Genomic DNA, 26,260 nt, shown 5'->3' with positions numbered 1-26,260 from the left:
CTCGATCATTGCCGGCCGGCCATCAATTCGAGGAAACGCGTACGAGCCAACGCTTTAACCGCTGCGAATTCATTCGCCGGCACTTCGCGTCGATAGCCGCCTTCCAGCAACAAACGTCCGGCGCCTTCGCTGAAATCCTTCTGTTTTTGACCATCGAGCAGACGCAGCCAGTCCTCGCTCTGCAGATGGTCGGCTTTCGCGTTCACGCGGCGTGCTGCTCGGCGCAGCAGTTCCGAGATAGCCGCGACTTGAGCGACGGGTGCGGCGTCGCCGCAAGCGTCATCGAACAACTTCTGCCAAGCGAGCAGTCTGCGCCGGCGTTTGCGCCTGATCCACCACGCAATTGCGACCACAAGCGCGATCGCGCCGGCCACCAGCCACCAACCTGGTGCTGGCGGCCACAGCGAGGGCGCCGATGGCACGTGCACGTCGCGGAGCACCAATTCCTGCGCCTGCATCAGGCCACCTGCGATTGCGCGCGGCCGAGCAATGGCAACCAGGATTCGCTGGGCGCATCGCCTTGCAACGAATACACGCGTACGCCACGGCGCGGCAGATTCTCCAACGCGCTTTCGACCGGCCGACCAAATTCTTCCTGCCAACGTTGGCGTTGCATGGTGTTGCCCAGATCCAGTTCAACCCGGTGATCACCGAGCGCGAACGGCAGCATCGCCTGTGGAGGTTCGATTTCGAGCGCATCGGTCAACAGCAGAACCACGACTTCGTGATGCATCGCCAGTGCGGGCCAACGCGATTCCGGAATCGCCGCGATACTGCGCGGATCGGCCAGCACGATCAATCGCGATCCGGGACGCAACAGGCGCGTGGCGTTGTCCAACGCCGCCGCCAGGCCCGTATCGTCCGCGGGCGGTCGCGAGTACCAGCGCACCAATGCATCGAGCACACGCAATGCGCCGCGCGCGCCGGACGCCGGCGGCACCGGCGCTTCTTGCTGGCTGCCGCGTAGAATCGCAACGCGGTCGCCATCGCGCACCGCGGCCCACACTGCCACCGCCGCCGCACGCGCCGCTTGCACCGACTTGTAGCGAACGCGGGTGCCGAAGTACAAGGCCGGCGAAGTGTCCGCCACGATCAAGGTCAGCCGTTCGCGTTCGGCCTGGAACAGCTTCGTATGCGTACGGCCGCTGCGCGCGGTAAGGCGCCAGTCGATATGGCGCACATCGTCGCCAGCGACGTATTCGCGCGACTCCGCGTATTCCATGCCGCGACCGCGCGCGCTGGATTGCGCGGGACCGGTGACGTTGTGCCGGCCTTTGCGCGCAGGCGGCCGGCGTTGCGTGGTGGCGCGCAGAGCCACCAACTCGGCCAGCGTGGGCTTAACTCCATCGCCGCTGGTCGGGTTCATCGCGTCGCGCTCCGGTACCGCGCTCAGGGCAACGGCACGACATCGAGCAGGGCCGCGACCAGCCTGTCGCCGTCCCAACCTTCTGCAGTGGCTTCGTAGCTGGGCAGCACGCGATGACGCAGCACGTCCGGCGCGATCGCACGCACGTCGTCGGGCGTTACGTAATCGCGGCCGGCCAGCCAGGCGCGGGCGCGCGCGCAGCGTTCCAGCGCTATGGAGCCGCGCGGGCTCGCGCCCCACGCGATGCGCCGTGCCAGTTGCGGGTCGTAGCGCTTGGCGTCGCGGGACGCCAGCACCAGTTCGATCAGATAGCGCTCCAGTTGTGGGGCTACGTGCAGATCCAGCACCGCCGCGCGAGCGGCGAAGACGTCCTCGATCGGCAACCGCGAGACCGCTTCGGCGGTGTGCTGCAAGGTGTCGCGTGCGCGTTCGCGCGCCAACCGCAGGATTTCCGCTTCGGCCGCCGCTTCCGGATAGCCGATGCGCACGTGCATCAGAAAACGGTCCAGTTGCGCTTCCGGCAATGGGAAGGTGCCTTCCTGCTCGATCGGATTCTGGGTGGCCATCACCAGGAACAGCTGCGGCAACGGATAGGTATGACGGCCGACCGTAACCTGCCGCTCGCCCATCGCCTCCAGCAGGGCCGACTGCACCTTTGCCGGCGCGCGGTTGATTTCGTCCGCCAGCAGGATGGGATGGAAGATCGGGCCGGGCTGGAACTCAAAGCGCCCATCCTGCGGTCGCCAGACCTCGGTACCAGTCAGATCGGCCGGCAGCAAGTCCGGGGTGAATTGCACACGGGCGAAATCGGCCTGCAAGCGCGAAGCCAGCGCCCGGATCGCCGTGGTCTTAGCGAGGCCAGGGGCGCCTTCCACCAGCAGGTGGCCGTCGGCCAACAGCGCAATCAGCAGGCGCTCGACGAGCGCCGCTTGACCCACGATGGTTTCGGAAAGGCCTTCGCGCAATGCGCTGAAGGCCTGGTGCAGGCGGGAGATGTCTGCGCTTACAGGTGGGTTCGCGGAACTCCCGGGAGTCTGACTGTCCATGAATGCGCTATCGGTATGGGGCACAGGTCGATTCTGACCGATCGGGAAACAGATGGTTCACTGGAACCGTGGCCGCGTTCCTGCCTGTTCAGCAATGTCGGTTCAAACGAGAACGGGGCCGCAAGCGGCCCCGTTCCTTATCGAATGACGACGGCAGTCAGCGTTTGGCGACCGACAACACCTTCGGGGTGATGAAGATCAGCAGTTCCGCCTTTTCCTTGGAGCGTCCTTTCTTCTTGAACAGGTTGCCGAGGAAAGGGATATCTCCGAGGAACGGAACCTTAGAGATGCTGCTGCGATCGGTGAATTCGTACACGCCGCCGATTACGACAGTCTGGCCGTCCTCGACCAACACGGCAGTGGTGATCTCGCGCTTATTGATCTGCGGTACCGCACCGAACCCGCCAAGATTGATGAAGCTGTCGATCTCATCCTTCTTGACGTTGAGGTTGAGGAAGACGCGGCCGTCGTTGGTGATGGTGGGCGTGACCCTCAACTCCAGCAGGGCTTCTTTGAATTGTACGTTCGGCGTGCTCGCCCCACCGCTGGTTCCGCCGGTGACGGTGACGTAACCGACCTCCTTGCCTTGCTTGATCACCGCTTCGCGCTGGTTGGAGGTCACCAGACGTGGATTGGAAATGACCTCACCGCGGCCTTCTTCTTGCAGCGCGGACAGCTCCAGATCCAGGTTGAAATTGCTTCCTAGCAGCGTGTAGGCGAGGCTCGCCGGCGCGCCGCGGACAAAACCGCCGGCCGGAAGATTGACGTTCAGCCCACGCGTCCCGGGGGCGCCACCGCCAATCACTGTGCTGCCATAACTGTCGCCAGTGCCGTCACTCTCGATGTTGTTGACCCCTATGCCGAATCTCGCACCCAGATCACGGGCGAACGTATCGGTAGCGATCACAATCCGACCTTCGATCAGCACTTGGTCGACCGGACGGTCGATCACGGCGATCAGTTCGCGCATCTGCGCGACCTTCTTCGGAATATCGCTGATCATCAAGGTGTTGGTGCGTTCATCCGCAACCAAGCGACCGCGTTGCGAGAGGAAGCCATTCTCATTGTTGTTGCCGCTGCCGCTACCACCGCCGCCACTGTTGCCAATTCCTTTGGCTTCGGTCAGCGCTTTGTAGATCGCGGAAGCGCTGTGATAATTGATCTGCACGTAATCGGTGACTAGATCGACACTCTCGTCCATCGCCCTGCGTGCGTTCTCTTTGTCCTGCTCGAACTTCGCCAGCTCGGGCTGGGGCGCGACCCAGACCACACCACCGTCACGACGTTGATCCAATCCCTTCGCGCGCAACACGATGTCCAGCGCCTGGTCCCATGGCACATTGACCAGACGCAGGGTGACGTTGCCCTGGACGGTGTCGGAAGCCACGATATTGAGGTTGGATTCCTCCGCGATCAGCTGCAGCACGGTCCGGACCGGAACGTCCTGGAAGTTGAAAGTGACCGGGCGACCCTTGTAGGCACGCGGTTCGACAGCCACGCGCGCGGACCCGGCGGCAATCGAAGACGATGCCGAAGCGCCCATCGCGGACTGGGCCGCGCGCGGCACGATTTCCACGATGTATTCGTTGCCGGTCTGGTAAGCGAGCGACTCGAATGCGCCGTTGGTGCTGAGAACCACCTGGGTGCCGCTGCCTGAGGCATGCGCGTCCACACGCTGGACCGGGGTGGCGAAATCGATGACGTTCATCGGCCGCTGAAGGGCGGCGGGAAGGGCGGCATTGCCGACATCCAGGATCACCGAGGATCCTTGATTACGCAGGTCCGGCATGGCCCCCTTGCCATTGAAACGGACGATCAGCCTGCCCGCCCCTCCATCGCCCCGCTTGAAGTCGATGTTGGCGATTTCAAGTTTTTCGGTGGCCTGCCGGGCGGGATCGGAGTTGCCTGCGACCGTGGCAGGAACCGGTGCGGCGGCCGTGGCTACGCTGGCAACGGCCAGCAAACCGATCGCGAGCCCAAGGCAGCAGACCCTGTGAGTGGCCAAGCGCCGGAAGGGCAACGGGCTGTGAACGTTCGAAGCGGTCATCGTGTATCCCCTAATCATTGATCTTCAAGCGCAATCGACGCAGGCCTTTCCAGCCAGCCGCCCGCACCATCCGGCACAAGTTCGACAAGTTCAATGCGATCTTCATGGACGCCGGTGATGCGGCCATCGCTTTGCCCCAAGTAAGCACCCGGCCGCACCCTGTAGGTGACCTTGTCAGGCGCCATCACCAATGCAATCAGTCCCGCGCCCTTGCCGATCGTGCCGACCATATCCAGGCTGTCCAGCGGATACTGCTCCAGTGTTTCCTTGCGCCGGTTCGGATCAGGGCGCAGACCACCGCTATCGGCATTGCTCCAGGCATCGCTGAAGGGATCGCGAAGGGTTTGCGCGGCATATTCGAACGTCTCGAACTGCTGCATAACCGGCAAAGGGTCCAGCGGCGGCGCCGGGCGCGCCTGGACGTCCACGACCCATTTTTCGAGATTGGGCGCATCGCCTGGAGTACTGGTGGTGCTCCGCGCGCAGCCGGTTGCCGCAATAACGATCAACAATGCGCAGAACCGGCGGGGCAGACGATTCGATTTGAGGGTCATGCTCATGCTTCACCGCCTGCGGCCGGAGCTGCGGGAGGCTTCGCACCGCCCGCCGCCTTGGCCGCTTCGGCAGCCTTCTTCTCTTGCTCCGCGGTTTCCTCTTCGTCCAGGTACCGGTAAGTCTTGACCGTGCCGGAAAGTTCCAGCGCGCTGTTGTCGGTTATCCGGCCCTTGGTATCCCGGGGCTTGAGCGAAATATCGTGCATGGTCAGGATCACCACGCGCGGCAATGAAGCCACACCGCTGACGAAGGCGCCGAACTGATGGTAACTACCCACCATACGCAGTGCGATCGGCTTCTCCGCGTAGAACTCCTTGGGAGTTTCGGGGCCTGGCTGGAACAGTTCATTGGCCAGACCGCTAGACAAGGCAGTCTGCGAGATATCCACGATCAGATCCGGCATTTCGGTCTTGCTGGGCAGCTGACGCAGCATCTGCTGCAAGACCTGCTCCATCTGCGCCAATTGTTGTTTCAACGGCTCGAGGTTGGCAGCGCGTCCAGCCTTGTCTTCGAAATCGCGGCGAAGATCGGACTCCTGGCGCTCGAGCCCCTGCAACTCCTCGCGCTTGCCCTTGATCGACAGAAAATACGCAAGCAACAGGATCAGCAAACCCACCAACACACAGAACCCGATCTTGTGGTTCCGGGGCCAGTTGCCGATGTTGTTGAAATCGAGGTCGCTGATTTTTACTTTCTTCTGGCTCATGACGCCGGGCTCCCCTGGTTCGTCGGCGCTGGCTTTTCAACTGGTGTATTGGATGGCGGCGCTGCGGTGGGCGCAGTCGGTGCTTGAGTTGATGCAGGTGCAGGCGGGGCAGCCGCGGGCGCCGGGGGTTGGGCGGGCGTCGGTGTGGCGGGAGTTGCGGCAGCCGCATTACCGGGTGTCGCAACTGCAGCCGGAATGTTGCCTTCGGCGTCAGGCGCATTCGGATTCGCGAGCTTCACTTTCAAGGTGAAGGCATACGGAAGCGCACGCGCGGTGGAGGTCACCACGGCCGCACCCGGCGTTCCCTCTTGTGCCTTGGCCTCGATAATCGACAGATCAGGATTGGTCATCCAGCCCGAACCTTCCAGATTGCGCATGTAGTTGCTGACCCGCGCGTTGGACTGGGCCCTGCCTTCCAGGGTCAGGATTTCGCCTTCCTGCTTGATGTTGGCAAGTGCCACGCCATCGGGAATGGTGCGCACCAGCGAATCGAACAGATGCACCATCTGCGAGCGGTTGGCCTGCAACTGCTCGATCACCTTCTTTCGGGCCAGCAGGCGGTCCTTCTGCTTGTCGAGCGCTTCGATCTCCTTGATCTTGCCCTCCATCTTCTGGATTTCGGCCTGTAGGAACTGGTTGCGGGTGTTCTGGCCGCTGATCTGCTGGTTGTAGTGAAACCAGATCAGGAACGACAGTACCAGCCCACCGACGGCGGCCAGGCCCAGCATTCCATAGAACTCTTTCTGTCGGTTGGCGCGCCGCTCGGCGCGCCACGGGAGAAGATTGATCCTCGCCATCAGTCAAAGCTCCTCAGGGCCAGGCCGGTGGCGATCATCAACGCCGGAGCGTCCTGGGCCAGCGCATGCGCCTGCACGCGCGGGCCGAGCGTCATCTGGGCCAGCGGATTGGCGACCACGGTCGGCACGCCAAGCTGTTCTTCCACCATTTCCGGCAGTCCTACCAGCGCGGCGCAACCGCCGGCCAGCACGATCTGGTCGACCCGGTTGAATTCGCTACCCGCGTAGAAGAACTGCAGGAGGCGGCTGATCTGCTGCACCGTGGCTTCCTTGAAGGGCTCCAGCACTTCCACCTCATAGCTCTCGGGCAAGCCACCCTGGCGCTTGGCCATGCCGGCTTCTTCATAGGTCAGGCCGTAGCGACGCATGACTTCGTCAGTGAGCTGTTTGCCGCCGAATACCTGCTCGCGGCTGTAGAGACTGCGACCCGAACGCAGTACGTTCAAGGTGGTCATGGTGGCGCCGATATCGACCAGGGCCACTACGCCATCGTGCGGGATCGGCAATTCGCTGGATATCAAGGCGAAGGCGTTTTCGACCGCGAAAGCTTCCACGTCCATGATCCGGGCGGTCAGGCCGCCCAGCTCCAGCGCGGATTGGCGCAGCTCAACATTCTCCGAACGCGAGGCCGCCAGCAGCACCTGCACCATCTCGGGATTGTTGGGCATGGGGCCCAGCACCTCGAAGTCGAGGTTCACTTCCTCGATCGGATACGGAATGTAGTTGACCGCCTCGAGCTCGACCTGGGCTTCCAGATCGTTCTCATCCAGTTCGGCGGGCATCGGAATGATCTTGGTGATCACCGCGGACCCGGCCACCGCCGCGGCAGCGTATTTGGTCTTGGTTCCGGCACGGGTCACAGCGCGGCGGATAGCCTCGCCTACCGCCTCGACCTCGACGATGTTCTTCTCGACCACCGCATTGGGCGGCAATGGCTCCACAGCGTAGTGGTCTACGCGGAAGCGATTGCCGACCCGGGAAAGCTGTAACAGCTTTACCGCGGTCGAACTTATGTCGACGCCTATGAGCGGCGACTGGCTTTTAGGTATAAGCCCCACGGTATCTCCCCTTCCGACAGGCGCAACAATCAGGTCAGGCCCCGGCTCACATTAATAACGAAGTTTTCACCACTTGCAATAGCCGTTAACCAGCCTGTGCGGCTTGTCACGGTTCACTAAAGATATCGGGCAAGTCACTGTTTCCCCCGGAAACGTAACCGCCCTACCCCGAGTCATCTATACTCCCGCGCCACGTATTCTGCAATCGGAATCTGACCGGATGTCCCGTTTCCGCCGCCTGCTGCGCTGGGCATTTTTCGCGTTCACAGCCCTGTTTTTGTTAGGTGCCATAGGTCTGGGAATCCTCTACTACGTGGTTTCCTCCAAGGTGCCGGACATCCAGTCCCTGCGCACGGTCGAACTCCAGGAACCCCTTTACGTCTACGCCAGCGACGGGCGCCTGATCGGGCTTTTCGGCGAGACACGGCGCTATCCGGTCAATATCGAGAACGTCCCCAAACAGGTCCAGGACGCCTTCATCGCCGCGGAAGACGCCAATTTCCGGACCCACAATGGCATTGACCCGAAGGGCATTTCACGGGCGCTATGGCAGACCGCCACCCTCAAGGAAGGGCGCGTGGCCGGCGGCAGCACCATCACCCAGCAGGTGGCGCGCCAGTTCTTCCTGAGTTCCGAATACAGCTACACCCGCAAGCTGGTCGAGATGATGCTGGCGATGAAGATCGAGGGCATGCTGACCAAACCCCAGATCCTGGAGCTCTACCTAAACAAGAGCTTCTTCGGCAACCGCGCCTACGGCGTGGCCGCCGCCGCCGAGTACTACTACGGCAAGCCGCTGGACCAGCTGACCCTTGGCGAGACCGCCACTTTGGTCAGCGCGCTCAAGTTCCCCTCCAGCGGCAATCCCATCAGCAACCCGGAACGCAACCACCAGCGCAGCGTGTACGTGATCGACCGCATGCTGGAGGACAAACTGATCACCGCCGCCGAGGCGGCCGCGGCCAAGGCCGAGGCGATGCACGCCAAGCCGCATGAGCGCCCGGTCGAGGTCTACGCGCCCTATGTGGCGGAAATGGTGCGCCAGGAAATGATCGCCCGCTTCGGCGGCGATGTGGTCAACAAGGGTTACCACGTCACCACGACGATCGACCCGACGATGCAGATCGCTGCGGATGTAGCGGTGCGCGAAGGCCTGCACCTGTACGACCATCGCCATGGCTGGAACGGGATCGAGCAACATTTCGAAGTCACCGCCGATGCCGATGCGGCGGCACTGGCGGCGCATGTGTCCGGCATGCCCACCCAGAACGGCCTGATTGCGACGGTAGTGGCCAGAACCAATAGCGATGGCGGCATCACCGTCGTCCTGCCCGACACCAGCGAAGTCACCCTGCCTGCCTCGGCCAGCCGCTGGACCGGCAAGAATCCCGCTGCCTTGTTCAAGCGCGGCGACCTGGCGCGGATCAAAATGGACGCGCCGAAAGTTGCCGAAGCCAAGCCGGGCGAGGCGCCCAAGGCGGCCGACGTGACGCCGGTCGGCTACCAGATCGACCAGATCCCGCGCGGCCAGGCCGCTCTGGTATCGCTGGATGCCGGCACCGGCGCGGTCAAAGCGATCATCGGCGGCTACAGCTTTGCCGGTAACAAGTTCAACCGCGCCACCCAGGCCCGGCGGCAGCCCGGCTCGAGTTTCAAACCGTTCTTGTATGCGGCGGCGTTCGAGCGCGGCTTCAATCCGGCTTCCATCGTGCTGGATGCGCCGGTGGTGTTCCGCGACCGCCGCGGCCACATGTGGCGGCCGCAGAACGACGGCGGCGGCTTCCGCGGCCCCATGCGCCTGCGTGAGGCGCTGGTGCAATCGCGCAACCTGGTGTCGGTACGCTTGCTGGACAGCATCGGTGTGGATTTCGCGCGCAAGTACATCAGCCAGTTCGGTTTCAACGAAGCCGAGCTGCCGCCCAACCTGTCAATGTCGCTGGGCTCCGCCTCGCTCACGCCACTGTCGATGGCGCGCGGTTACGCCGTGTTCGCCAATGGCGGTTCCAGGGTGACGCCATGGTTCATCGATGAGGTCAAGGACCGCGAAGGCAACATTATCTTCAAGGAAAAACCCGCCACCGCTTGCCGCACCTGTGGCGGTGGCAACGCCGGCACGCCAGCGCAAGCCAGCAACGTGGTGGACGGCTTCGATTTCAGCCCTGCCGAGGACGGCAAACCGAAGGCCGCGGCCGAAAAAACCCCGAAAAAACCGGCCGAAGCGCCGAAACCGGTCGACCCCAACATGGTGGTCGCACCACGCGCCATCGACGAACGCACCGCCTATCAGCTGGTTTCGATGATGCGGGACGTTGTCCTACGTGGCACCGCCACCGCGGCCAAGGTCCTCAACCGGGAGGACGTCGGCGGCAAGACCGGTTCCACCAACGACCACCGCGATGCGTGGTTCGGCGGATTCGGCGGCCGCTACGCCACTGTTGTGTGGGTGGGCCGCGACGATTTCCGCAGCCTGGGCTACCGCGAGTACGGCGGCAAGGCCGCACTGCCGATCTGGATCGACTTCATGCGCGAAGCATTGAAGGATCAGCCGATCGCGCAGAACGATCCACCGGACGGCATGGTGCAGGTGACCAGCAACGGCGCGACCGAATGGGTCAAGGCCGAGGATCTGGATCGCATCCAGAGCGACGAGTTCTACAACACCGAAGAAAACGCCGCTGCCGACGAGGCCGCTTTCGACATCTTCTGATTTTGATCCAATAGCGAGCCGTTCAGGAGCGGGTCGGCCCGCTCCTACAATTTGCGGCATTCATCGGTTACAGTCCGCGCAGGTTTCGACGCGGAGACTCACCATGCATCACGCGCGCCAGCATGCCGAAACCCGCACCCGCGAACGCCGCCATCGATTGGCGCATGAAGCAGCTCGGCTGATGGCCGAAGGCGGCTTCCGCGACTACCACCTGGCCAAGCTCAAAGCCGCCGAACGCCTCGGGATCCACGACGACGCCTCGCTGCCGCGCAATCGCGAGATAGAGGACGCGTTGCGCGAATACCAGCGCCTGTTCGTCGGCCAATCGCAACAGCAGGCGGTGCGTCTGCGTCGCGACGCCGCAGCGCGTGCGCTGGAGTTCTTCGCGGAATTCTCTCCGCGGTTGGTCGGCCCGGTATTGGACGGCACTGCCGATTCCCATTCGCCGGTGCATCTGCAGTTGCACACCGACGATGCCGACGCGGTGCCGCGTTTCCTGGAAGAAAACCGCATTCCTGTCGATGCCCGCTCGCGTCACGTGCGGTTGGACCGCGAGCGCAGCGATGACTTTCCGGTATGGCTGTTCAGCGCCGAGGAACTGACGTTCGACGTGACCGTGCTTCCGCACGATGCCTTGCGCCAGGCGCCATTGTCGGGCCTGGATGATAGACCGGTAAAACGAGCTTCCTTGACCCAGTTGCGGCAGTTGCTGACCGACGAGAAAATCCTGGGGTACGTACCGGATCTTTCACGTTAGTTACGTCTTTATCCTCTTTGCTTCAAACGAAGCGATGCGGCTGAAAGCCGGAGGATTTAGCGGCTCTCGTCACCCCGCATATGGATCTAATGGATCTATCTAGAGTTAGGCACCGCATGAAGCTAATCGGATTCTCAATTGCAGAAAACTTCATCGCGCTTGAGCGCGGCCCTGATCGCTTTGACCTGCACAACAACTTTGACTTTCAAGGATTGTCCTATAACCCAGTGCAGCGGACGCTGGAGCTGCAATGGCGTCGCGGTCTCGGCGATTGGGTAAAGCCGACGGAACCATCTGATTTGTGTATGTCCTTCGTCGGCGTGTACTTGTTCAAGGTCCAAGAACGAGATCCGGCAATACCGTTCACGGAGGACGACTGCCTTGATTCTGTCGGGTTCATGTGGGATGACCTGTTGACTGAGATGCGGGCATTCACCTCAAACCAACCTGGAGACGGTTGCACCCATCTCACTGCCAATTTCATGAGCGGCTTTAGCCTCAAGGTCGGCGCCGAGTCCGCCGTCTTACATGTCGCGGGCGGCACCTAACAAATCATTCAAAACCGACCCCGCTTCGCAGTCTATTTGGTCCAGACGTTAGAGCATTTTCGTGGTTATCCGAACTCAACAAGCTGACATAACCACCTTGGCAGTAGATGCCATCGTCAACGCGGCCAATTCATCCCTGTTGGGCGGCGGTGGCGTGGATGGGGCCATTCATCGCGCCGCGGGGCCGGAACTATTGCAAGAGTGTCGCCTTCTGGGCGGATGCGAGGTGGGCGAGGCGAAGCTTACGAAAGGGTATCGGCTTCCCGCCAAATTCATCGTGCACACGGTCGGGCCGGTCTGGCGTGGGGGCGCCTACGGAGAGCCCGAACTCCTTGCCTCTTGCTACCGCCGATCCTTGTCGATCGCGGACAATCAATCCGTCGCTAGCATTGCGTTTCCCAGCATCAGCACTGGAATTTACGGTTATCCGATCGAGCTCGCGGCCAAGATTGCGGTCGATACCGTCGCTTCATCGATATCCCGGCTGATCAACATTCAAGAAGTCATCTTCTGCTGCTTTTCTGCCACGGATCTGGATATCTATCAGAGGCTCTTGCAGGCGCGGTCATAAGCAACTCATTCAAGACGAACCTGCCTCACCGGCCGTCGCACTTTCTTGACCGGACTGACCCAACGAAAAACGCCCCGCGATGCAGGGCGTTTTTCTCTTGCACGAACAGGACCGATCAGCGCTGATCGATGCCCTTGTAATCGCGCTCGGCGTAGCCGGTGTAGATCTGCCGCGGGCGGCCGATCTTGGCTTCCGGATCGACCTGCTGCTCCAGCCAGTGCGCCACCCAGCCGGCGGTGCGGGCGATGGCGAACATCACCGTGAACATCTCGGTAGGAATGTTGAGCGCCTTGTAGATGATGCCGCTGTAGAAATCGACATTCGGGTACAGCTTGCGCTGCACGAAGTAGTCGTCCTTCAGCGCCGCCTCTTCCAAGCGCAAGGCCACTTCCAGCATGGGATCGTTGACGCCGAGTTCGGCCAGCACTTCGTGAGTCATCTCGCGGATGATCTTGGCGCGCGGATCGAAATTCTTGTACACGCGATGGCCGAAGCCCATCAGGCGGAAACCCGACTCCTTGTCCTTGGCCTTGTCGATCGCCGAGCTCACGTTCTCCGGCTTGCCGATCTCGGCCAGCATCTTCAGCACGGCTTCGTTGGCGCCGCCATGCGCTGGTCCCCACAACGCCGCGACGCCGGCGGCGACGCAGGCATACGGGTTGGCGCCGGTGGAACCGACCATGCGCACGGTGGAGGTCGAAGCGTTCTGCTCGTGGTCCGCGTGCAGGATGAACAACAGATCCAGCGCCTTGGCGGCGACTGGATTGAGGTCCAGCGGCTCGCTGGGCACTTCGAACATCATGTGCAGGAAGCGGTCCACGTAAGCGTGGTTGTTGCGCGGGAAACGCACCGGCCAGCCGATCGAGTAGCGGTAGCAGGCGGCGGCGATCGTCGGCACCTTGGCGATCAGGCGGATCGCGGCTAGACGGCGCTGCTCAGGGTCTTCCAGGTCCAGGGTGTTGTGGTAGAACGCGGCCATCGATCCGACCATGCCCACCATCATCGCCATGGGATGCGCGTCGTGGCGGAAGCCGCCGAGGAAGTTCTTGAACGCCTCGTGCATCATCGTGTGATGCGCGACTTCATGATCGAATTTGGCGAATTCGTCGGCCGTGGGCAGCTCACCGTTCATCAGCAGGTAGGCCACTTCCAGGAAGCTGGACTGCTTGGCCAGTTGCTCGATCGGATAGCCGCGGTACAGCAGCACGCCGGCATCGCCGTCGATGTAGGTGACGGCGGACTTGCAACTGGCCGTGGCGGTGTAGCCGGAATCGTAGGTGAAAAGACCCGTTTCCTTGGTCAGCTTGGAAATGTCGACACAACTATTGCCGAGCGTGGGTTTGAGTACCGGCATGACCACCGATTTATCGCCGGCGGTCAGTGTGGCCTGGTCGCGTTCTGACACAGTGCGCTCCTTCGTGGGGATGCGCCGGACAGCGATGCTGGCGGCGCGGGACGGGAGTCCAGGGCATTGGCTCTGGATAGGCGAATTATCGCACACGCGTTTTGGAGCCGTCGCTCAAAAGAACGCGGCCGTCAGACCAAAGGATAAGAAGGAAATGGCCACGACGCAGCAACAAAAACGGCCGCGCTGGGCGCGGCCGTCCGGAATTTCGAGGCAAGATCAGCCGCGCTGCAGGGAATTACTTCTGCTGGTAGCGCTTCTGGAACTTGTCGATGCGTCCGCCGGTGTCCATGACCTTGTGCTGGCCCGTATAGAACGGGTGCGAGGCCGAGGAGATATCAAGTTTGATCAACGGATATTCGTTGCCGTCCTCCCACTTCACCGTCTCCTTGGAGGACAGGGTGGAGCGGCTCAGGATCTTGAAATCGGAAGTGACGTCCTGGAAGACGACGTCGCGGTATTGGGGATGGATGTCGGCCTTCATGGCGGCACCAGATATCAGGGAAGTGAAGAGCGGCATTTTAGCCCGCCCCGCCCGCCCAGCGCAACCCGCCCGTCAACCGGCCGCCAGCGCAGCCTGGATCAGGCTCTCGAAGCGGGCCTGGTCGTAGCGCATCAGGATGCGAGCCTTGTCCGGATGCCTGCCTTCCCGGCGCCAGTCCACCACGGTGGCGCCTCGCGCATGGGTGCCCTGCAATTCGACGGATACAGGCCGTTCCAGCAGTTCCTGCGCGCTTTGCGGCTCCAGAACCAAGGCCATCGCCAACGCGTCGGCGGCGTACCAGTAGTCGCCGCGGCGGTCTATGGACCACAGCCGGGTCTTCTCGGAAATGCTTGCATAGAACTGCGCGCGCGGCGAATCTGCCTTCAGCCAGTCGGCCACCCGATCGTGATGCAGGCCGTGGGCCAGGGTCGCTTCCCAATCGGCCAGATCGAACTTGTCGAAAGCCTGGAACACGATATGCGCGGCTTCCGGATCGAAATAGATGTTGAACTCGGCCGCTGGGGTGATGTTGCCGTGCCCGGTGACCGCACCGCCCATCACCACGAAACGGGCAATCCGTTGCGGCAGGGTCGGGTCCAGCTTCAGCGCCAGCGCGATATTGGTCAGCGGCCCCAGCGCCGCCAGCAGCAGGCGGCCTGAGTATTCATGCGATAGACGCAAAATCGCCAGCGCCGCGTGCTCGGCTTCGGCCTGTCCTGCCGGAAGCGGATAGCCGACATCGCCGAAGCCATCCTGTCCATGCACATAGCCGGCATCCGGCGAGGGATGCAGCAAGGGGACCGGAGTACCCGCGAACACCGGCACGTCTTCGCGTCCGGCGACTTCGCGCAGCTTCAAGGCATTGCGCACGGTGTGGTCCAGACCGACATTGCCGGCGGCTATGGTCAAGCCGACCAGCTGATGATGCGGATCGTTGAAGGCCATCAACAAGGCCAAGGCGTCGTCCACGCCGGGATCGGTATCGATCAACAGGGGAATCTTGTCGGTCATGTTTCATCGTTCCAGTTCGGTAGCGGAGTTTCGCACAGTAGGTCGGAGCTACGCGGACGCATACCGCGCTGCGCCGCCTACCCAGCGGGCGATGATGCGGTCTGCGATCTCCGGAGAATCGGTCAGCAACCGGTCCGCCAGTTCGCGCACCAGCGGCAACATGCCCGCGTCGCGCGCGAGATCCGCCACGCGGAACGCGGCCAGCCCCGTCTGACGGGTACCGAGCAATTCGCCGGGTCCGCGCAGTTCCAGATCCTTCTCGGCGATGACGAAGCCATCGTTGGTTTCACGCATCGTCGCCAGTCGTTGCTTGGCCATCTGCGACAGCGGAGGCTGATAGAGCAATACGCAATTGGAAGCCGCCGCGCCGCGCCCCACCCGTCCGCGCAGCTGATGCAATTGCGCAAGGCCCAGCCGCTCGGCGTTCTCCACGATCATCAACGACGCATTGGGCACGTCGACGCCAACCTCAATGACCGTGGTCGCCACCAACAGGTCGATGTCGCCTGCCTTGAACGCTCGCATCGTCGTCTGCTTCTCGGTCTGCTTCATGCGCCCGTGCACCAGACCGATGCGCAGTTCGGGAAGCTGCGCCGACAGCGCCTCGTAGGTGCCCTGTGCCGCCTGCGCGACCACTTCATCGCTTTCGTCGATCAGAGTGCATACCCAGTAGGCCTGCCGGCCTTCTGCGCAAGCGGCGCGGATGCGCTCCACCAGTTCGGGCCGTCGTTCGCCGCTCAATGCGATGGTCTGCACCGGCGTGCGTCCCGGCGGTAATTCGTCGATGGCCGAAACATCCAAGTCCGCGTACGCCGCCATCGCCAGCGTGCGCGGGATCGGCGTGGCGGTCATGATCAGCTGGTGCGGCACCGATTTTCCGGAAGCGCCCTTGTCGCGCAGCGCCAGACGTTGATGAACGCCGAAGCGATGCTGTTCGTCGACGATCGCCAAGGCCAGATCGTGGAAGGCGACGGCTTCCTGCATCAGCGCATGCGTACCCACCACCACTTGCGCCGCGCCCGATGCGACTTCGGCCAGCACTTCCGCGCGCGCCTTGCCGGTAACCTTGCCGGCCAGCCAGGCCACGCGAATCCCCAACGGTTCCAGCCATTGGCGAAGATTGGCCAGGTGCTGCTCCGCCAGCAATTCGGTCGGTGCGGCGAGCGCAGCCTGCTTGCCCGCTTCCACCGCGAGCATCGCCGCCATCGCCGCGACCACGGTCTTGCCGCTGCCCACATCGCCCTGCACTAGCCGCATCATCGGCGAAGGCTGCGCCAAGTCGTGCCGGATCTGCGCGAACACTCGCAGTTGCGCGCCAGTCAGCGAAAATGGCAACGCCGACTGCAGTTGCGAGGCGAGCTTGCCTTTGCCCGCCAACGCCGGGGCGTGATGCCGCTGCAAGGCGATGCGCTGGCGGCGCAGACTGAGGTTGTGCGCCAGCAGCTCTTCCAGCGCAAGGCGCCTCTGTGCCGGATGGGTGCCGGTAGCCAGCGCGGCGAGGTCGGCGTCGCGTGCGGGCCGGTGCATGCCCAGCAGGGCCTGGCGCAGCGAAGGCAGACGCAGGCCGTCCAGCATTTCCGTCGGCAACAGTTCCAATGAAGCTTCGTCGGGCAGGCGATCCAACGCCTGTCCTATCAGTTTGCGCATCGAGGCCGGACCGATGCCCTCGACCGCGGGATAGACCGGATCCAGTTCCTCGCCCAACGAAGCGGCATCCGCCTCGCCCAGCACCCGGTAACTCGGATGGATGATTTCCAGGCCGTTCTGTCCCGGCTTGGGCGTGCCGTAGCAACGCACCAGCGCCCCAGGAGCGAACTGCGCCACCTGCGCGGCGCGAAAATGGAAGAAGCGCAGCACCAGGGTGGTATTCGAGTCGTCGCCGATCGCCACGCGCAACACCGGGCGGTAACGGAAACCGCGTTCAACCGCTTCCACCCGACCCTCTACCTGCGCCGGCACGCCGGGCTGGAGGCTGCGGATGGGCGTGAGTTGAGTGCGATCCTCGTAACGCAGCGGCAGATGCAGCCATAGATCCTGCAGCGTCAGCAGTCCGCGCGCGGCCAATTTTTCCGCCACGCGCGGGCCGACGCCGGCGAGTTGTCCGGCGATGGGCTGGTTGAAGGCGGATTCTTCGCTGCGTGGCGCGGACGGCATCTGCCTAGGATGCCGACCGCGTCGCGTTAACGCCAGTCAGGATTCGCCGCGACGGCGTATCAGAACCGGCATTGCAGTCGCCGTACCTCCGCGGCTCAGAACTTCACGCCGATTTCCATACCGTAAGTGCGCGGCTCGCTGACCACCGCACCTACCGTGCCGAACGCCTCGCGGCCGTATACGTTCAACTGGCCGACGTACTGGTTGTCGAATACGTTGTTTCCATACACCGCCCAGGTCCAATGGCCACCGGCCGAGGCCCAGCCCAAGCGGACGTCGGTGCGGTTCTGCGATTCTCCGGTCGAGAAACTGGGGAAGCTGGTGCAGTCTCCCTGGCTGCGGCTGTAATCGTTGGCGCGGCAGGCGCCACGGTAGGCGTGACGCAAAGCCAAGCGTAGATCGCCGGCATCGCCGAGCGTCCAGGTGTAGTGGCCGCCCAGCGCCGCCGACCAGGAAGGCTCGCCGGTGGGCTGGCCATTGAGATCCAGCAAACCGGCGTTCGTGTTGACGCTGTAGTCCTTGTACTTGGAATTGATGTATTCGGCGTTGAAATCGATGGCGAAGGCATCGCTGACCTGCCAGCGCATGTCGAAATCGACGCCGTAGGCCTCCACATCGCCGGTATCCACCACGAACCGCGGGATGGCGCTAGTGTTATCCAGCCGGATCGACTGGCGGTTGTTGTAGCGGTAGGAGAATACCGAGGCGTTGTAAGCCAGGCGCGCCTCCGGCAACGTGTGCTTGATGCCCACTTCGGCGTTCCACACGTCTTCGTTGTCGAACTCGCTGCCGATCTGCAGCGCGTTGTAGCCACCGGCCTTGTAGCCCTTGGCCAGCGATGCGAAACCCATCAGGTTGTCGCTGAAGTGGTAGTCCGCCACCAGACGCGGGCTCCAGTCGCTCCAGGACTGGCTGGCGCGAGTGGTCAGCCCTTTATTCATCATCGCGGGCGGATCGACGAAGGCCAGGTCGAAAATGAAGAATTCCTTGGGCACGCCAGCCAGGGCGAAGAATCCGGCCGCGTCCAGCGCGTCCAGCGTGGCGTCCAGCGTCGGCGCGTTGCGAATGTCGTTGAACCAGCTGAAGTCCTTCTCGTCGCGGGTGTAGCGCAAGCCGAAGGTCAGATTGAGTTTGTCGTTGACGTGCCAGATCACGTCGCCGAAGCCGGCGTACGATTTCGTTTTCAGCGTGTTGTAGAACTGCTCGTTCCAAGCATGGTCCATCAACGTCAACGGAATGCCGAAGGCGCCCAATACCTGCGAGAAGTAACCGAACAGTGTACCGTCGGGCGTTGGCGCCAGACCCAGATTGGATACCGCCGAATCCACCGCGGTGGTGGTGGTGTTGATTTCGCTGGTCTGACTGGCGTCCTCTTCGTAGTAACTCGCCCCGGCCACCCAATCCAGCCGATCGGTAGCGCCGCTGAACTTGAATTCCTGGTACCTGGTTTCGTTGGATTCGCTGTTGGTGGAATCCAGGTAAAGGTTGGGCCGGTTGGTGCCGTCCTCCTCCACGCGATTGAGCGCGTCGAACTGGCGCCAGGCGGTGGTGGAAGTCAGGTGACCCCACTCGAAGCTGTGGTCGACGATCAGGGTGACGCCATCGAAGGTGCGCCATTCGGCACTGGCCGTGGTGTCGTTGAAAGTATCGATATCGCGCGGGTCCAGGTAGGTCAGCGGATCGGCCGGCGCTACCGGCAGACCGGGAGCCGGCGGCAACGGCACGATGCCGGTGGTGGGACGTCCGCGCTGATCCAGATTTTCGTGGTCCCAACTCAGCAGCGCTGTGGTGTTGTCGGTGAGACTCAGCTGCAAGGCCGCGCGCGTGGCCCAGACGTTGTCGCCACCCAGGTCCTCGCCGGTTTCCCCATCCTGCAACCAACCGTCACTGTGGTTGATCAGGCCATTGAGGCGCAACGCGGCACGGTCGCTGAGCGGGATGTTCGCCAACGCTTCCAGATACTGCTTGCCGTAGTTGCCCAGTCTGAGTTTGGCCGCGGCTTCGGTCTCGTTGCTGGGTCGCTTGGTGATCACCGACACCGCGCCCGCGGCCGTGTTGCGGCCGAACAACGTACCCTGCGGGCCCTTCAAGACTTCGATGCGCTCCACGTCGGTGAGCGGCAGCAATATGCCGCCGCTGCGCCCGGTGTAGACGCCGTCGATGAATACGCCCACCGCCGGATCGGTGCCGATGCCGAAATCATCGGTACTGATGCCGCGCAGCGCGATCGAGGGCTGTGTGGGCTGTACGCTGTTGATCTGCAGTCCAGGCACGAAGCTGTCCAGGTCGCCCAGGTCTTCGGCCGCGACGTCCTGGATCATGCGGTCGTCCAGCACCTGCAGCGCGATCGGCACGTCCTGCAATTCCTGGGTGCGGCTCTGCGCGGTGACCAGAATGCGATCTAGGGTGGTCGCATCGGTTTCGGCGGCCGCCGCTGCCGGATCGGCTGGCGCCGTCTCCGCCTGTTGCGCCCAGACCGTCCCCGTCGACGCCGCCAACAGGCATCCGCCGAACAAGGCGCGCCGCATTCCCACTACCAGTCCACGTTGGATCAACTTCATCGTTCTCTCCCCGTTTGATTACTGTGCGGCGAATCGTCGCAAAGACATCGCCGTTCCGAATTGGTCCGTCGCTACCTCACGTATCGCACGCGCCGTTCTGCGCGTTTACCCATTCCCGTATCAGCTCCACGCCTTCGCGATGCACGACCGAGCGCCCCAGCTCCGGCATCATCACCGAAGGATCGTCACTGTCCATGCGGAACATCAGCACCGAAGCATCGGCCTGGCCCGGGGCGATGTCGTACAGGCGATTGCCGGTGCCTTTGCCCGCCGCCACCGGTTGCTTGCAGAAACCCAGCTTCAGACGATCGGTGATGGACGCGTCCAGCCACATGCCGGAAGTGATCGCAGGGCCGGTTGGGCTATGGCAATGGCCGCAGTTGACGTCCAGATAGGCGCGCGCGCGGTCCTCCAGCTTCTCGTGGGCGGCGTCTTGCCAATTCGCATTGCGCGGCGCCTGCTCCGGAGCGGGCGCACCGACCAGATAACCGACCCGCGAAAGATGGGCTAGCTGGTTTTCGCTGCCTGTCGTGTAAGCGAAATCGCGATTGAGGTTGCGCGCCTTCGGCCCGATGGGGCGCAGAGCGCGGGTCTTGTTATCGGTAGCGTGGCAGCTGGCGCACTGGTTCTGGTCGGGCACCTGATAGTTCGCGGTTTCGCGCCTGCCGTCATCGGCCACAAGCTCGAGGGAAATCAGCTCGCCCGCGCGTCTGAGCGTGGCTTCGGTCTGCGCCTCGTTCCAGACATACGGCATCGCCTCCCAGCCCGCTTCGCGGCGCACCAGCAGGCGGGTTTCGATCAACCGCACCTTAGACAGGTCCAGCGATTCACTCTGCAGACCGGAGTTGGCGCTGGTACGCGCGACCGACTTTCCATCCCAATGGCCATTACCTGGCAATGGGTAATAGAAGGTCTTGCTGATGATGGTGCCCACCGGAAAGGCGAAGCTGTTCTGCGCCGCGTATGACGCGGACTTACCCTTCGGCATCCAGACCGTACGCAGCTTGTGCGCATAGTCGCTGAACAACGGTGTGTTGAGGTCGTACGGCACCACGCCTTCGTTCAACGACAGGCGTCCCTCTTCGACCTTGAGCACGCGCCATTCGCTCAACGCCTTGGGTTGGCCTTGGGCGAAGAAATGCACGCCGACGTCTTCACGCTTGCACGCCGACAGCAGCAATACCAGGACAAGCAAGGTGAAACCACGCAACGGCATAATTCGACCTCAGCCGCGTCCCAAATCCACTGCCGGCAACCGCGGCAGATCGCACTCGAAGGGCTTGGCGTCCTTGCTTGGATTCTTGTATCCGCCGGGACCGTCGGCATTGACCACGCCGCTGACGTTGCGCAAGCAGATTTCCGGCCCAGCCGCGGCCTTGCCATCGACCTTCCGGTCTTTGTTGTAGTAACCGTCCCAGAGCACATCAGGAAAACTGCCGCTGAGCCCGAACATCGCTATTTTCAACGCCTTAAGGTCCATCCCGTCGGGCGAATCGCCGCCGCCGCTCACTTTGTTGCCGTGCACGTAGATGCGTTCCGGATACGGATCGAAATCCTTGGCCATGCTGGAATCTTTATACCCGGTGGAATAGACGCTGGAGATGATGAAGTTCGCGGTGGCGTTGTCGGAAATCTCGTTGTCGAAGATCTCCACGTCGTCGTTGGCGTTCACCACCATGCCCGAACCCGCCGGCACGCTAGCGACCGGCGTGCCCTTGGCGCCGAAATTCTCGGTGTTGTTGGCGATCACTTTGTTGTTGAACACGCGGATGTTGCCGCCCTGCTGGGTCAGATTGGGCATGTTGAAGACCAGGATGCCGCCGGTATTCTTGGTCGCCACGTTCTCGTATACGTCGGCGTTGATGGTGTTCTCGATCTCGATGCCGGCGACGTTGGATTCGGCGCGGCTGCGGCGCACGATCACTCCGTCGGACTGACCCACGTAGATGCCGGCGTCGGAAGCTCCGATGGCGACGGAGTCCTCGATCAATACATTCTTGGTCAGCACCGGATACAGGCCATAGGCGCCGTTCTTGGTGCTGGGACCGCCGGTCCATTGCACCTTCACCTTGCGGATGGTGACGTTCTTCGATTCGCTGATCTTCAGGCCGTCGCCTTTGGAGTCCTCGATGGTCAGGTTCTCGATGGTGAAGTCGTCGCCATTGACCAGCAGGCCTTCGGCGCCGGCCTTCTGGCCCTTGAAGCTGAGCACGCTCTTGTCCATGCCCGCGCCGCGGATGGTCACACCGTCCGCACGCAGGGTCAGGCTGCGGTCGAAAGTGAACTTGCCGGCCGGAATCTCGATCACATCGCCCGGCTTGGCGTCCAGCAAGCGCTCATGCAGTTGCGCGGCGAAACCGGCATCGCCGGCGGCGACGGCCGCGCTTGCCGGCGCGGTTTCGTTTTTCTGGCAGGCGGTCAGCGCCAGCAACAAGGTAGCTACCACGACGTACTGTCGCATCTGGAATCTCCTGGAGTATCGGCGGCGGCGGCGCATACGGCCGCGTATCCACCCGGAGGTGGTGATGCAGTCTGGTTCGCCGTCCTTGACGGGAGTGAGGGCAGGAGCGGCATACTTGGGGGGGCAAAGCGGACAAGCTGGGGAGGGCTTCGATGCGCGTCACCACAGACCCGGTCAACGAAGTGCGGCTGGCGGCGGCGGTCATTCCGACCAATATGCTGTGCCATCTGGTGCAACTGGCGCGCGAGCGGACAATGGACAGCACCCCCTGGTTCAAGGGCATGCGCCTGGACCCACAGGAAATCGACGACCCCGCCACCCGCGTGTCCTATCGCCAGGCCAGCGAGATCGTGGCGCGCGCATTGACGGCCTTGGCCCAGCCCGACTTGGGCCTACAGGTAGGCTGCCGGCAGAACGTCGGCAATTTCGGCCTGCTGGGACTGGCTATGAAGACCGCGCCGACCTTCGGCGAAGCGGTTCTGCTGGGCATGACCTACCAGCGCACCACCGGCGCCATGCTGGATATCGACACCGACACCAGCACCCCTGGCGAAGTGGCGATGACCGCGCGCGCACCTGTGATGATGCCGGCGATCCTGCCGTTCCTGTGCGAAGAGATGTTCGCCAGTTCGCTGATGGTGGCGCGGGAACTGATCGGCCCCCTATTCCGCCCTTTGCGGCTGGAGCTGACTTACCCGGCGCCTGCCTATGCCGACAAGTACGCAGAGTTGTTCCAGTGCGAGTTGCATTTCGATCGTCCGCGCAATCTGATGGTGATCGACAGCGAATGGATGGCGTTGGAATTTCCCACCTACAACGCGGTCAATGCGCGCCAGGTGCTGGAGTTGTGCCAGAAGCAGCTGGCCGACATCGCCTCGCCGCAAAGCGAACTGGCTGCGACGGTGGAACGCTTCCTGCGCCAGCACGTGCGTGAGAACCCGCCGCTTTCGGCCATCGCCGGCGTCATGCACCTGAGCGAGCGTACGCTGCGCCGCCAGTTAGCTGCCGACGGCATCAGCTTCAGCCGGTTGCACGACCGCATTCGCACCGAACGCGCGCTTGAGTTGCTGCACGACCACAATCTGACCATCAGCCAGGTCGGCAGCCGCATCGGCTTCGCCGACGCGCGCGAGTTCCGGCGCGCATTCAAGCGCTGGACCGGGCATACGCCGAGCGAAGCGCGCGAGCAGATGGCGTAAGCGAAAGGCAAGAATCCAAGAGTGGGAGCGGCGTCCCGCCGCGAGCTTTACCTTGCATCCCGCGATCGACGTGCGAAGTAAGATCAAAAGCTCGCGGCGGGACGCCGCTCCCACGTTTTTGTCGGTCGATCGGCTTCCGTCAGTCGATCACCATCACTGCGTCGACCTCGAATACTGCGCCTTTTGGGAGCGCGGACACTTCGACGGTGGAGCGTGCAGGAAAGGGAGCATTGAAATACTCCTGCATCACCGCATTCACTGCGGCGAACTGACCCAAGTCGGTCAGGTAGAGACCGAGCCGGACGATCTGCGCGAGCGAACCGCCCGCAGCTTCGGCGACCGCCTTGAGATTGTCGAACGCGCGTCTGGCCTGCACTGCGATGTCCCCTTCGACCAGGTTGCCGGTCGCAGGATTCAGCGGGATCTGCCCGGAGAAATAGACGGTGTTTCCGCTACGCACCGCCTGCGAATACGGGCCGATGGCGGCGGGAGCATGGTCGGTCTGGATGATCTGGCGGGTCATGGCGATTCCATAAACGGGGCTTGCGCGCATTCTAAAGCAAGGGCGTCATTGCCTTCTGACGCCGTGGACCACGCTCAAACGCCGCAACCTTCGCATCACTTCGGCCAGATGGTTGCGGTCGCGCACCTGGATGGAGAAACGCAGCACCGCAGCATTGATGTCGCGCTCCAGATATTCGACACGATCGATGTTGGACTGGCTTTGCGCCACTGCGGCGGCGACCTGGGCGAGCACGCCGGGACGGTTTTCCACATCGATCAGCAATGCGGCGTCGTAGTCGCCGGTGACGCTGGTGTCCCAGTCGATGGGAATCCAGCGTTCCGGCGATTTACGGAATTCGACCACGTTGGGGCAATCCAGGCGGTGCACCACGATGCCCTTGCCGGCGGTGTGGTAGCCCATGATCTCGTCGCCGGGAATCGGCTGGCAGCAATTGGCGAAGCTGACCACGCCGCGCTCGGTGCCATTGATCAGGATCTTTTCCTGCGAATGCTTGGAATGCCCGCCGCCACGCAGTTCGGCGTAGGCGGTCAGCGCCTGCGCGGCCTGCGTCGGCATCCAATTGCCCAACGCGACGTCGGCCAAGAACGCTTCCAGGCGCGGATAACGATGTTCGGCCAGGAACGCTTCCAGGCGCTGCTGCGGCAAACGTTCCAGCGAACTGTCCAGATCCTCCAGCGCGCGATCCAGCATACGGTGGCCGAGCTGCACCGCGTCTTCGTGCTCCAACTGCTTGAGCTGGTGGCGAATCGCCGTGCGCGCCTTGCTGGTGACCACGAACTCCAGCCACTGCGGCTTGGGCAGGGCGGATTTGGCGGTGATGATCTCCACGCTCTGTCCGCTGGCCAGTTTGGTGCGCAACGGCACCAGCTTCTTGTCCACCCGCGAGGCCACCGCCTGGTTGCCGACATCGGTGTGCACGGCGTAGGCGAAATCGAGCGCGGTGGAACTGCGCGGCAACGAAAGGATCTTGCCCTTGGGCGTGAATAGGTAGACCTCGTCCGGGAACAGGTCGACCTTCACGTTGTCCAGGAATTCCAGCGATGAGCCGGCAGCGCGCTGGTTTTCGATCAGCTCCATGATCCAGGCATGCGCCCGGCTCTGCGCGCTGTTGGGCGCCTGCGCGCCGTACTTGTAGGTCCAGTGCGCGGCGATGCCGCGTTCGGCGATGAGATCCATTTCCACAGTACGGATCTGCACCTCGATCGGCGAACCGTAAGGGCCGAACAGCACCGTGTGCAGCGACTGGTAGCCGTTGGCCTTGGGAATGGCGATGAAATCGCGGAAGCGCGCGTCGAGCGGTTTGTACTGCGCGTGCACCGATCCCAGCGCTTGATAACAGTGCGGCACGCTGTCCACCACCACGCGGAAGCCGAACACATCCATCACCTGATCGAAGCTTTTGCCTTCGCCATGCATCTTGTTGTAGATGCTCCAGGGCGTCTTGATGCGGCTGACCAGGCGGTGCTCCAGCCCGTCGCGGGTCAGGCGCTGCGACAGGTGCGCCTCGATCTGCGCCATCGATTCGCGCCGCACCACCGGTTGGCTGCGGATGTGCTTGTCGATGATGGCGTGGCGCCACGGATACATGGCGCGGAAACCGAGGTCCTGCAGCTCGGACTTCACCAGGTTCATGCCCAGCCGTTGGGCGATGGGCGCGTAGATGTCCAGAGTTTCTTTGGCGATGCGCTTCCGCGCCTCGGGACTCTGGGCGCCCAGCGTACGCATGTTGTGCAAGCGGTCGGCCAGCTTGATCATGATCACGCGCAGATCGCGCGACATCGCCAGCAGCATCTTGCGGAAACTTTCCGCCGCCGCTTCCTGGCGGTCGCGGAAGTGCAGCTTATCCAGCTTGGTGACGCCGTCGACCAGCTCGGCCACCGATTCGCCGAAACCTTCGGCGATCTCGGCGTGGGTGAGCGGCGTGTCTTCGATGGTGTCGTGCAGGATCGCCGCGATCAGGGTTTCGACATCCAGCCCCAATTCGGCCAACACCTGTGCCACCGCCACCGGATGGGTGATGTAGGGTTCACCCGACTTGCGAGTCTGGCCTTCATGGGCGGCGGCGCCGACTTGCCAGGCGCGTCGCAGCAGCGGCAATTGTTCGGCAGGAAGGTAACTGGCGGCCTGTTCCAACTGCCGCAGATACGCCGGCACCTCATTTTCATGAGGCGGCGAATGATCGACGGTCTTGCTGGAACGGCTCGGAGTCATGCCGCAAGCCTATGCCAGCGGCCAAATAACGGCAAATTAAGATGGAATGCCTAGCTAGCTGCCGTTGCCGTTGCCGTTGCCGTCGATGTT

General features: G+C 62.8%; 22 protein-coding genes. 5 read left to right on the top strand and 17 right to left on the bottom strand.

Translation table 11 applies throughout. From position 1 onward, the window contains the following. Positions 1 to 5: 5 nt before the first annotated feature. The 8 genes from AC1DTQ_RS13510 to AC1DTQ_RS13475 all read right to left on the bottom strand — a co-directional run bounded on the left by AC1DTQ_RS13510 (position 6) and on the right by AC1DTQ_RS13475 (position 7,575). Positions 6 to 458 carry a DUF4381 domain-containing protein gene (locus AC1DTQ_RS13510; protein ID WP_477850243.1) on the bottom strand — a complete coding sequence of 151 codons (453 nt, stop codon included), beginning with the start codon at positions 456 to 458 and terminating at the stop codon, positions 6 to 8. Then, positions 458 to 1,366: a DUF58 domain-containing protein gene (locus AC1DTQ_RS13505; RefSeq protein WP_477850241.1), complete on the bottom strand. Its 909-nt coding sequence runs from the start codon at positions 1,364 to 1,366 to the stop codon at positions 458 to 460. The genes AC1DTQ_RS13510 and AC1DTQ_RS13505 overlap by 1 nt, the downstream gene beginning before the upstream one ends. 23 nt (positions 1,367 to 1,389) lie before the next feature. Continuing rightward, entirely contained in the window at positions 1,390 to 2,412 is a 1,023-nt protein-coding gene (locus tag AC1DTQ_RS13500; RefSeq protein WP_477850240.1) for an AAA family ATPase, read from the bottom strand. Between the two features lie 157 nt (positions 2,413 to 2,569). Further along, positions 2,570 to 4,459, bottom strand: a complete 1,890-nt coding sequence (locus AC1DTQ_RS13495; RefSeq protein WP_477850239.1) for a type IV pilus secretin PilQ — start codon at positions 4,457 to 4,459, stop codon at positions 2,570 to 2,572. Positions 4,460 to 4,473: 14 nt separating this feature from the next. After that, positions 4,474 to 5,019, bottom strand: coding sequence for a pilus assembly protein PilP (locus tag AC1DTQ_RS13490; RefSeq protein WP_477850238.1), 546 nt, complete (start codon positions 5,017 to 5,019; stop codon positions 4,474 to 4,476). Beyond that, positions 5,016 to 5,720 carry a type IV pilus inner membrane component PilO gene (locus AC1DTQ_RS13485; RefSeq protein WP_477850237.1) on the bottom strand — a complete coding sequence of 235 codons (705 nt, stop codon included), beginning with the start codon at positions 5,718 to 5,720 and terminating at the stop codon, positions 5,016 to 5,018. The genes AC1DTQ_RS13490 and AC1DTQ_RS13485 overlap by 4 nt, the downstream gene beginning before the upstream one ends. Further along, positions 5,717 to 6,517, bottom strand: coding sequence for a PilN domain-containing protein (locus tag AC1DTQ_RS13480; protein WP_477850235.1), 801 nt, complete (start codon positions 6,515 to 6,517; stop codon positions 5,717 to 5,719). Before AC1DTQ_RS13480 ends, AC1DTQ_RS13485 begins: the two co-directional genes overlap by 4 nt. Beyond that, positions 6,517 to 7,575, bottom strand: coding sequence for a pilus assembly protein PilM (locus AC1DTQ_RS13475; RefSeq protein WP_477850233.1), 1,059 nt, complete (start codon positions 7,573 to 7,575; stop codon positions 6,517 to 6,519). Before AC1DTQ_RS13475 ends, AC1DTQ_RS13480 begins: the two co-directional genes overlap by 1 nt. Positions 7,576 to 7,795: 220 nt before the next feature. Between AC1DTQ_RS13475 and AC1DTQ_RS13470 the strand changes: the two genes are divergently transcribed. The 4 genes from AC1DTQ_RS13470 (at position 7,796) to AC1DTQ_RS13455 (ending at position 12,158) form a co-directional block, all read left to right on the top strand. Next, complete coding sequence (locus AC1DTQ_RS13470; RefSeq protein WP_477850231.1) at positions 7,796 to 10,282, top strand: penicillin-binding protein 1A; 2,487 nt, start codon at positions 7,796 to 7,798, stop codon at positions 10,280 to 10,282. A gap of 103 nt (positions 10,283 to 10,385) precedes the next feature. Further along, a complete protein-coding gene (locus AC1DTQ_RS13465; RefSeq protein WP_477850230.1) occupies positions 10,386 to 11,039 on the top strand; it encodes a hypothetical protein in 654 nt (217 codons plus the stop codon). A 116-nt stretch (positions 11,040 to 11,155) separates the two neighbouring features. Then, a complete protein-coding gene (locus AC1DTQ_RS13460; RefSeq protein ID WP_477850229.1) occupies positions 11,156 to 11,587 on the top strand; it encodes a hypothetical protein in 432 nt (143 codons plus the stop codon). Positions 11,588 to 11,648: 61 nt separating this feature from the next. After that, on the top strand, positions 11,649 to 12,158 hold the full coding sequence (locus tag AC1DTQ_RS13455; RefSeq protein ID WP_477850228.1) for an O-acetyl-ADP-ribose deacetylase: 510 nt from the start codon (positions 11,649 to 11,651) through the stop codon (positions 12,156 to 12,158). Positions 12,159 to 12,273: 115 nt separating this feature from the next. Here AC1DTQ_RS13455 and AC1DTQ_RS13450 read toward each other — a convergent pair whose 3' ends face one another. The 7 genes from AC1DTQ_RS13450 to AC1DTQ_RS13420 form a co-directional block, all read right to left on the bottom strand. Beyond that, entirely contained in the window at positions 12,274 to 13,563 is a 1,290-nt protein-coding gene (locus AC1DTQ_RS13450) for a citrate synthase (RefSeq protein ID WP_477850227.1), read from the bottom strand. 238 nt (positions 13,564 to 13,801) lie between these two features. Then, positions 13,802 to 14,047, bottom strand: coding sequence for a type B 50S ribosomal protein L31 (locus AC1DTQ_RS13445; protein WP_477850225.1), 246 nt, complete (start codon positions 14,045 to 14,047; stop codon positions 13,802 to 13,804). 72 nt (positions 14,048 to 14,119) lie between these two features. Further along, positions 14,120 to 15,058 (bottom strand): nucleoside hydrolase, encoded by a 939-nt coding sequence (locus AC1DTQ_RS13440; protein WP_477850224.1) that lies wholly within the window; start codon positions 15,056 to 15,058, stop codon positions 14,120 to 14,122. Positions 15,059 to 15,106: 48 nt separating this feature from the next. Next, positions 15,107 to 17,212 (bottom strand): ATP-dependent DNA helicase RecG, encoded by a 2,106-nt coding sequence (recG, locus tag AC1DTQ_RS13435; RefSeq protein ID WP_477850222.1) that lies wholly within the window; start codon positions 17,210 to 17,212, stop codon positions 15,107 to 15,109. Between the two features lie 95 nt (positions 17,213 to 17,307). Then, positions 17,308 to 19,773, bottom strand: coding sequence for a TonB-dependent receptor (locus AC1DTQ_RS13430; RefSeq protein WP_477850221.1), 2,466 nt, complete (start codon positions 19,771 to 19,773; stop codon positions 17,308 to 17,310). A 76-nt stretch (positions 19,774 to 19,849) separates the two neighbouring features. Further along, positions 19,850 to 20,989 (bottom strand): SO2930 family diheme c-type cytochrome, encoded by a 1,140-nt coding sequence (locus AC1DTQ_RS13425; RefSeq protein WP_477850219.1) that lies wholly within the window; start codon positions 20,987 to 20,989, stop codon positions 19,850 to 19,852. A gap of 9 nt (positions 20,990 to 20,998) precedes the next feature. Beyond that, positions 20,999 to 22,234: a parallel beta-helix domain-containing protein gene (locus AC1DTQ_RS13420; protein WP_477850217.1), complete on the bottom strand. Its 1,236-nt coding sequence runs from the start codon at positions 22,232 to 22,234 to the stop codon at positions 20,999 to 21,001. Positions 22,235 to 22,386: 152 nt separating this feature from the next. Here AC1DTQ_RS13420 and AC1DTQ_RS13415 point away from each other — a divergent pair, with 152 nt between their 5' ends. Further along, positions 22,387 to 23,433: an AraC family transcriptional regulator gene (locus AC1DTQ_RS13415; RefSeq protein WP_477850216.1), complete on the top strand. Its 1,047-nt coding sequence runs from the start codon at positions 22,387 to 22,389 to the stop codon at positions 23,431 to 23,433. A gap of 139 nt (positions 23,434 to 23,572) precedes the next feature. On the opposite strand, the gene AC1DTQ_RS13410 is transcribed toward AC1DTQ_RS13415, so the two are convergent. Both AC1DTQ_RS13410 and AC1DTQ_RS13405 read right to left on the bottom strand, forming a co-directional pair. Continuing rightward, positions 23,573 to 23,956: a RidA family protein gene (locus AC1DTQ_RS13410; protein WP_310089570.1), complete on the bottom strand. Its 384-nt coding sequence runs from the start codon at positions 23,954 to 23,956 to the stop codon at positions 23,573 to 23,575. A gap of 45 nt (positions 23,957 to 24,001) precedes the next feature. Beyond that, positions 24,002 to 26,170 (bottom strand): RelA/SpoT family protein, encoded by a 2,169-nt coding sequence (locus AC1DTQ_RS13405; RefSeq protein WP_477850214.1) that lies wholly within the window; start codon positions 26,168 to 26,170, stop codon positions 24,002 to 24,004. Positions 26,171 to 26,260: the final 90 nt, after the last annotated feature.

It is taken from the genome of Pseudoxanthomonas sp. P4_B2 (genome assembly GCF_056402315.1).
This window is presented reverse-complemented; position numbering and strand designations above follow the sequence as displayed.

Coding starts and splice junctions, on each gene's coding strand:
- AC1DTQ_RS13510 (WP_477850243.1), bottom strand. CDS start 458: ATGCAGGCGCAGGAATTGGTGCTCCGCGACGTGCACGTGCCATCGGCG.
- AC1DTQ_RS13505 (WP_477850241.1), bottom strand. CDS start 1,366: ATGAACCCGACCAGCGGCGATGGAGTTAAGCCCACGCTGGCCGAGTTG.
- AC1DTQ_RS13500 (WP_477850240.1), bottom strand. CDS start 2,412: ATGGACAGTCAGACTCCCGGGAGTTCCGCGAACCCACCTGTAAGCGCA.
- AC1DTQ_RS13495 (WP_477850239.1), bottom strand. CDS start 4,459: ATGACCGCTTCGAACGTTCACAGCCCGTTGCCCTTCCGGCGCTTGGCC.
- AC1DTQ_RS13490 (WP_477850238.1), bottom strand. CDS start 5,019: ATGAGCATGACCCTCAAATCGAATCGTCTGCCCCGCCGGTTCTGCGCA.
- AC1DTQ_RS13485 (WP_477850237.1), bottom strand. CDS start 5,720: ATGAGCCAGAAGAAAGTAAAAATCAGCGACCTCGATTTCAACAACATC.
- AC1DTQ_RS13480 (WP_477850235.1), bottom strand. CDS start 6,517: ATGGCGAGGATCAATCTTCTCCCGTGGCGCGCCGAGCGGCGCGCCAAC.
- AC1DTQ_RS13470 (WP_477850231.1), top strand. CDS start 7,796: ATGTCCCGTTTCCGCCGCCTGCTGCGCTGGGCATTTTTCGCGTTCACA.
- AC1DTQ_RS13465 (WP_477850230.1), top strand. CDS start 10,386: ATGCATCACGCGCGCCAGCATGCCGAAACCCGCACCCGCGAACGCCGC.
- AC1DTQ_RS13460 (WP_477850229.1), top strand. CDS start 11,156: ATGAAGCTAATCGGATTCTCAATTGCAGAAAACTTCATCGCGCTTGAG.
- AC1DTQ_RS13445 (WP_477850225.1), bottom strand. CDS start 14,047: ATGAAGGCCGACATCCATCCCCAATACCGCGACGTCGTCTTCCAGGAC.
- AC1DTQ_RS13440 (WP_477850224.1), bottom strand. CDS start 15,058: ATGACCGACAAGATTCCCCTGTTGATCGATACCGATCCCGGCGTGGAC.
- recG (WP_477850222.1), bottom strand. CDS start 17,212: ATGCCGTCCGCGCCACGCAGCGAAGAATCCGCCTTCAACCAGCCCATC.
- AC1DTQ_RS13430 (WP_477850221.1), bottom strand. CDS start 19,773: ATGAAGTTGATCCAACGTGGACTGGTAGTGGGAATGCGGCGCGCCTTG.
- AC1DTQ_RS13425 (WP_477850219.1), bottom strand. CDS start 20,989: ATGCCGTTGCGTGGTTTCACCTTGCTTGTCCTGGTATTGCTGCTGTCG.
- AC1DTQ_RS13420 (WP_477850217.1), bottom strand. CDS start 22,234: ATGCGACAGTACGTCGTGGTAGCTACCTTGTTGCTGGCGCTGACCGCC.
- AC1DTQ_RS13415 (WP_477850216.1), top strand. CDS start 22,387: ATGCGCGTCACCACAGACCCGGTCAACGAAGTGCGGCTGGCGGCGGCG.
- AC1DTQ_RS13410 (WP_310089570.1), bottom strand. CDS start 23,956: ATGACCCGCCAGATCATCCAGACCGACCATGCTCCCGCCGCCATCGGC.
- AC1DTQ_RS13405 (WP_477850214.1), bottom strand. CDS start 26,170: ATGACTCCGAGCCGTTCCAGCAAGACCGTCGATCATTCGCCGCCTCAT.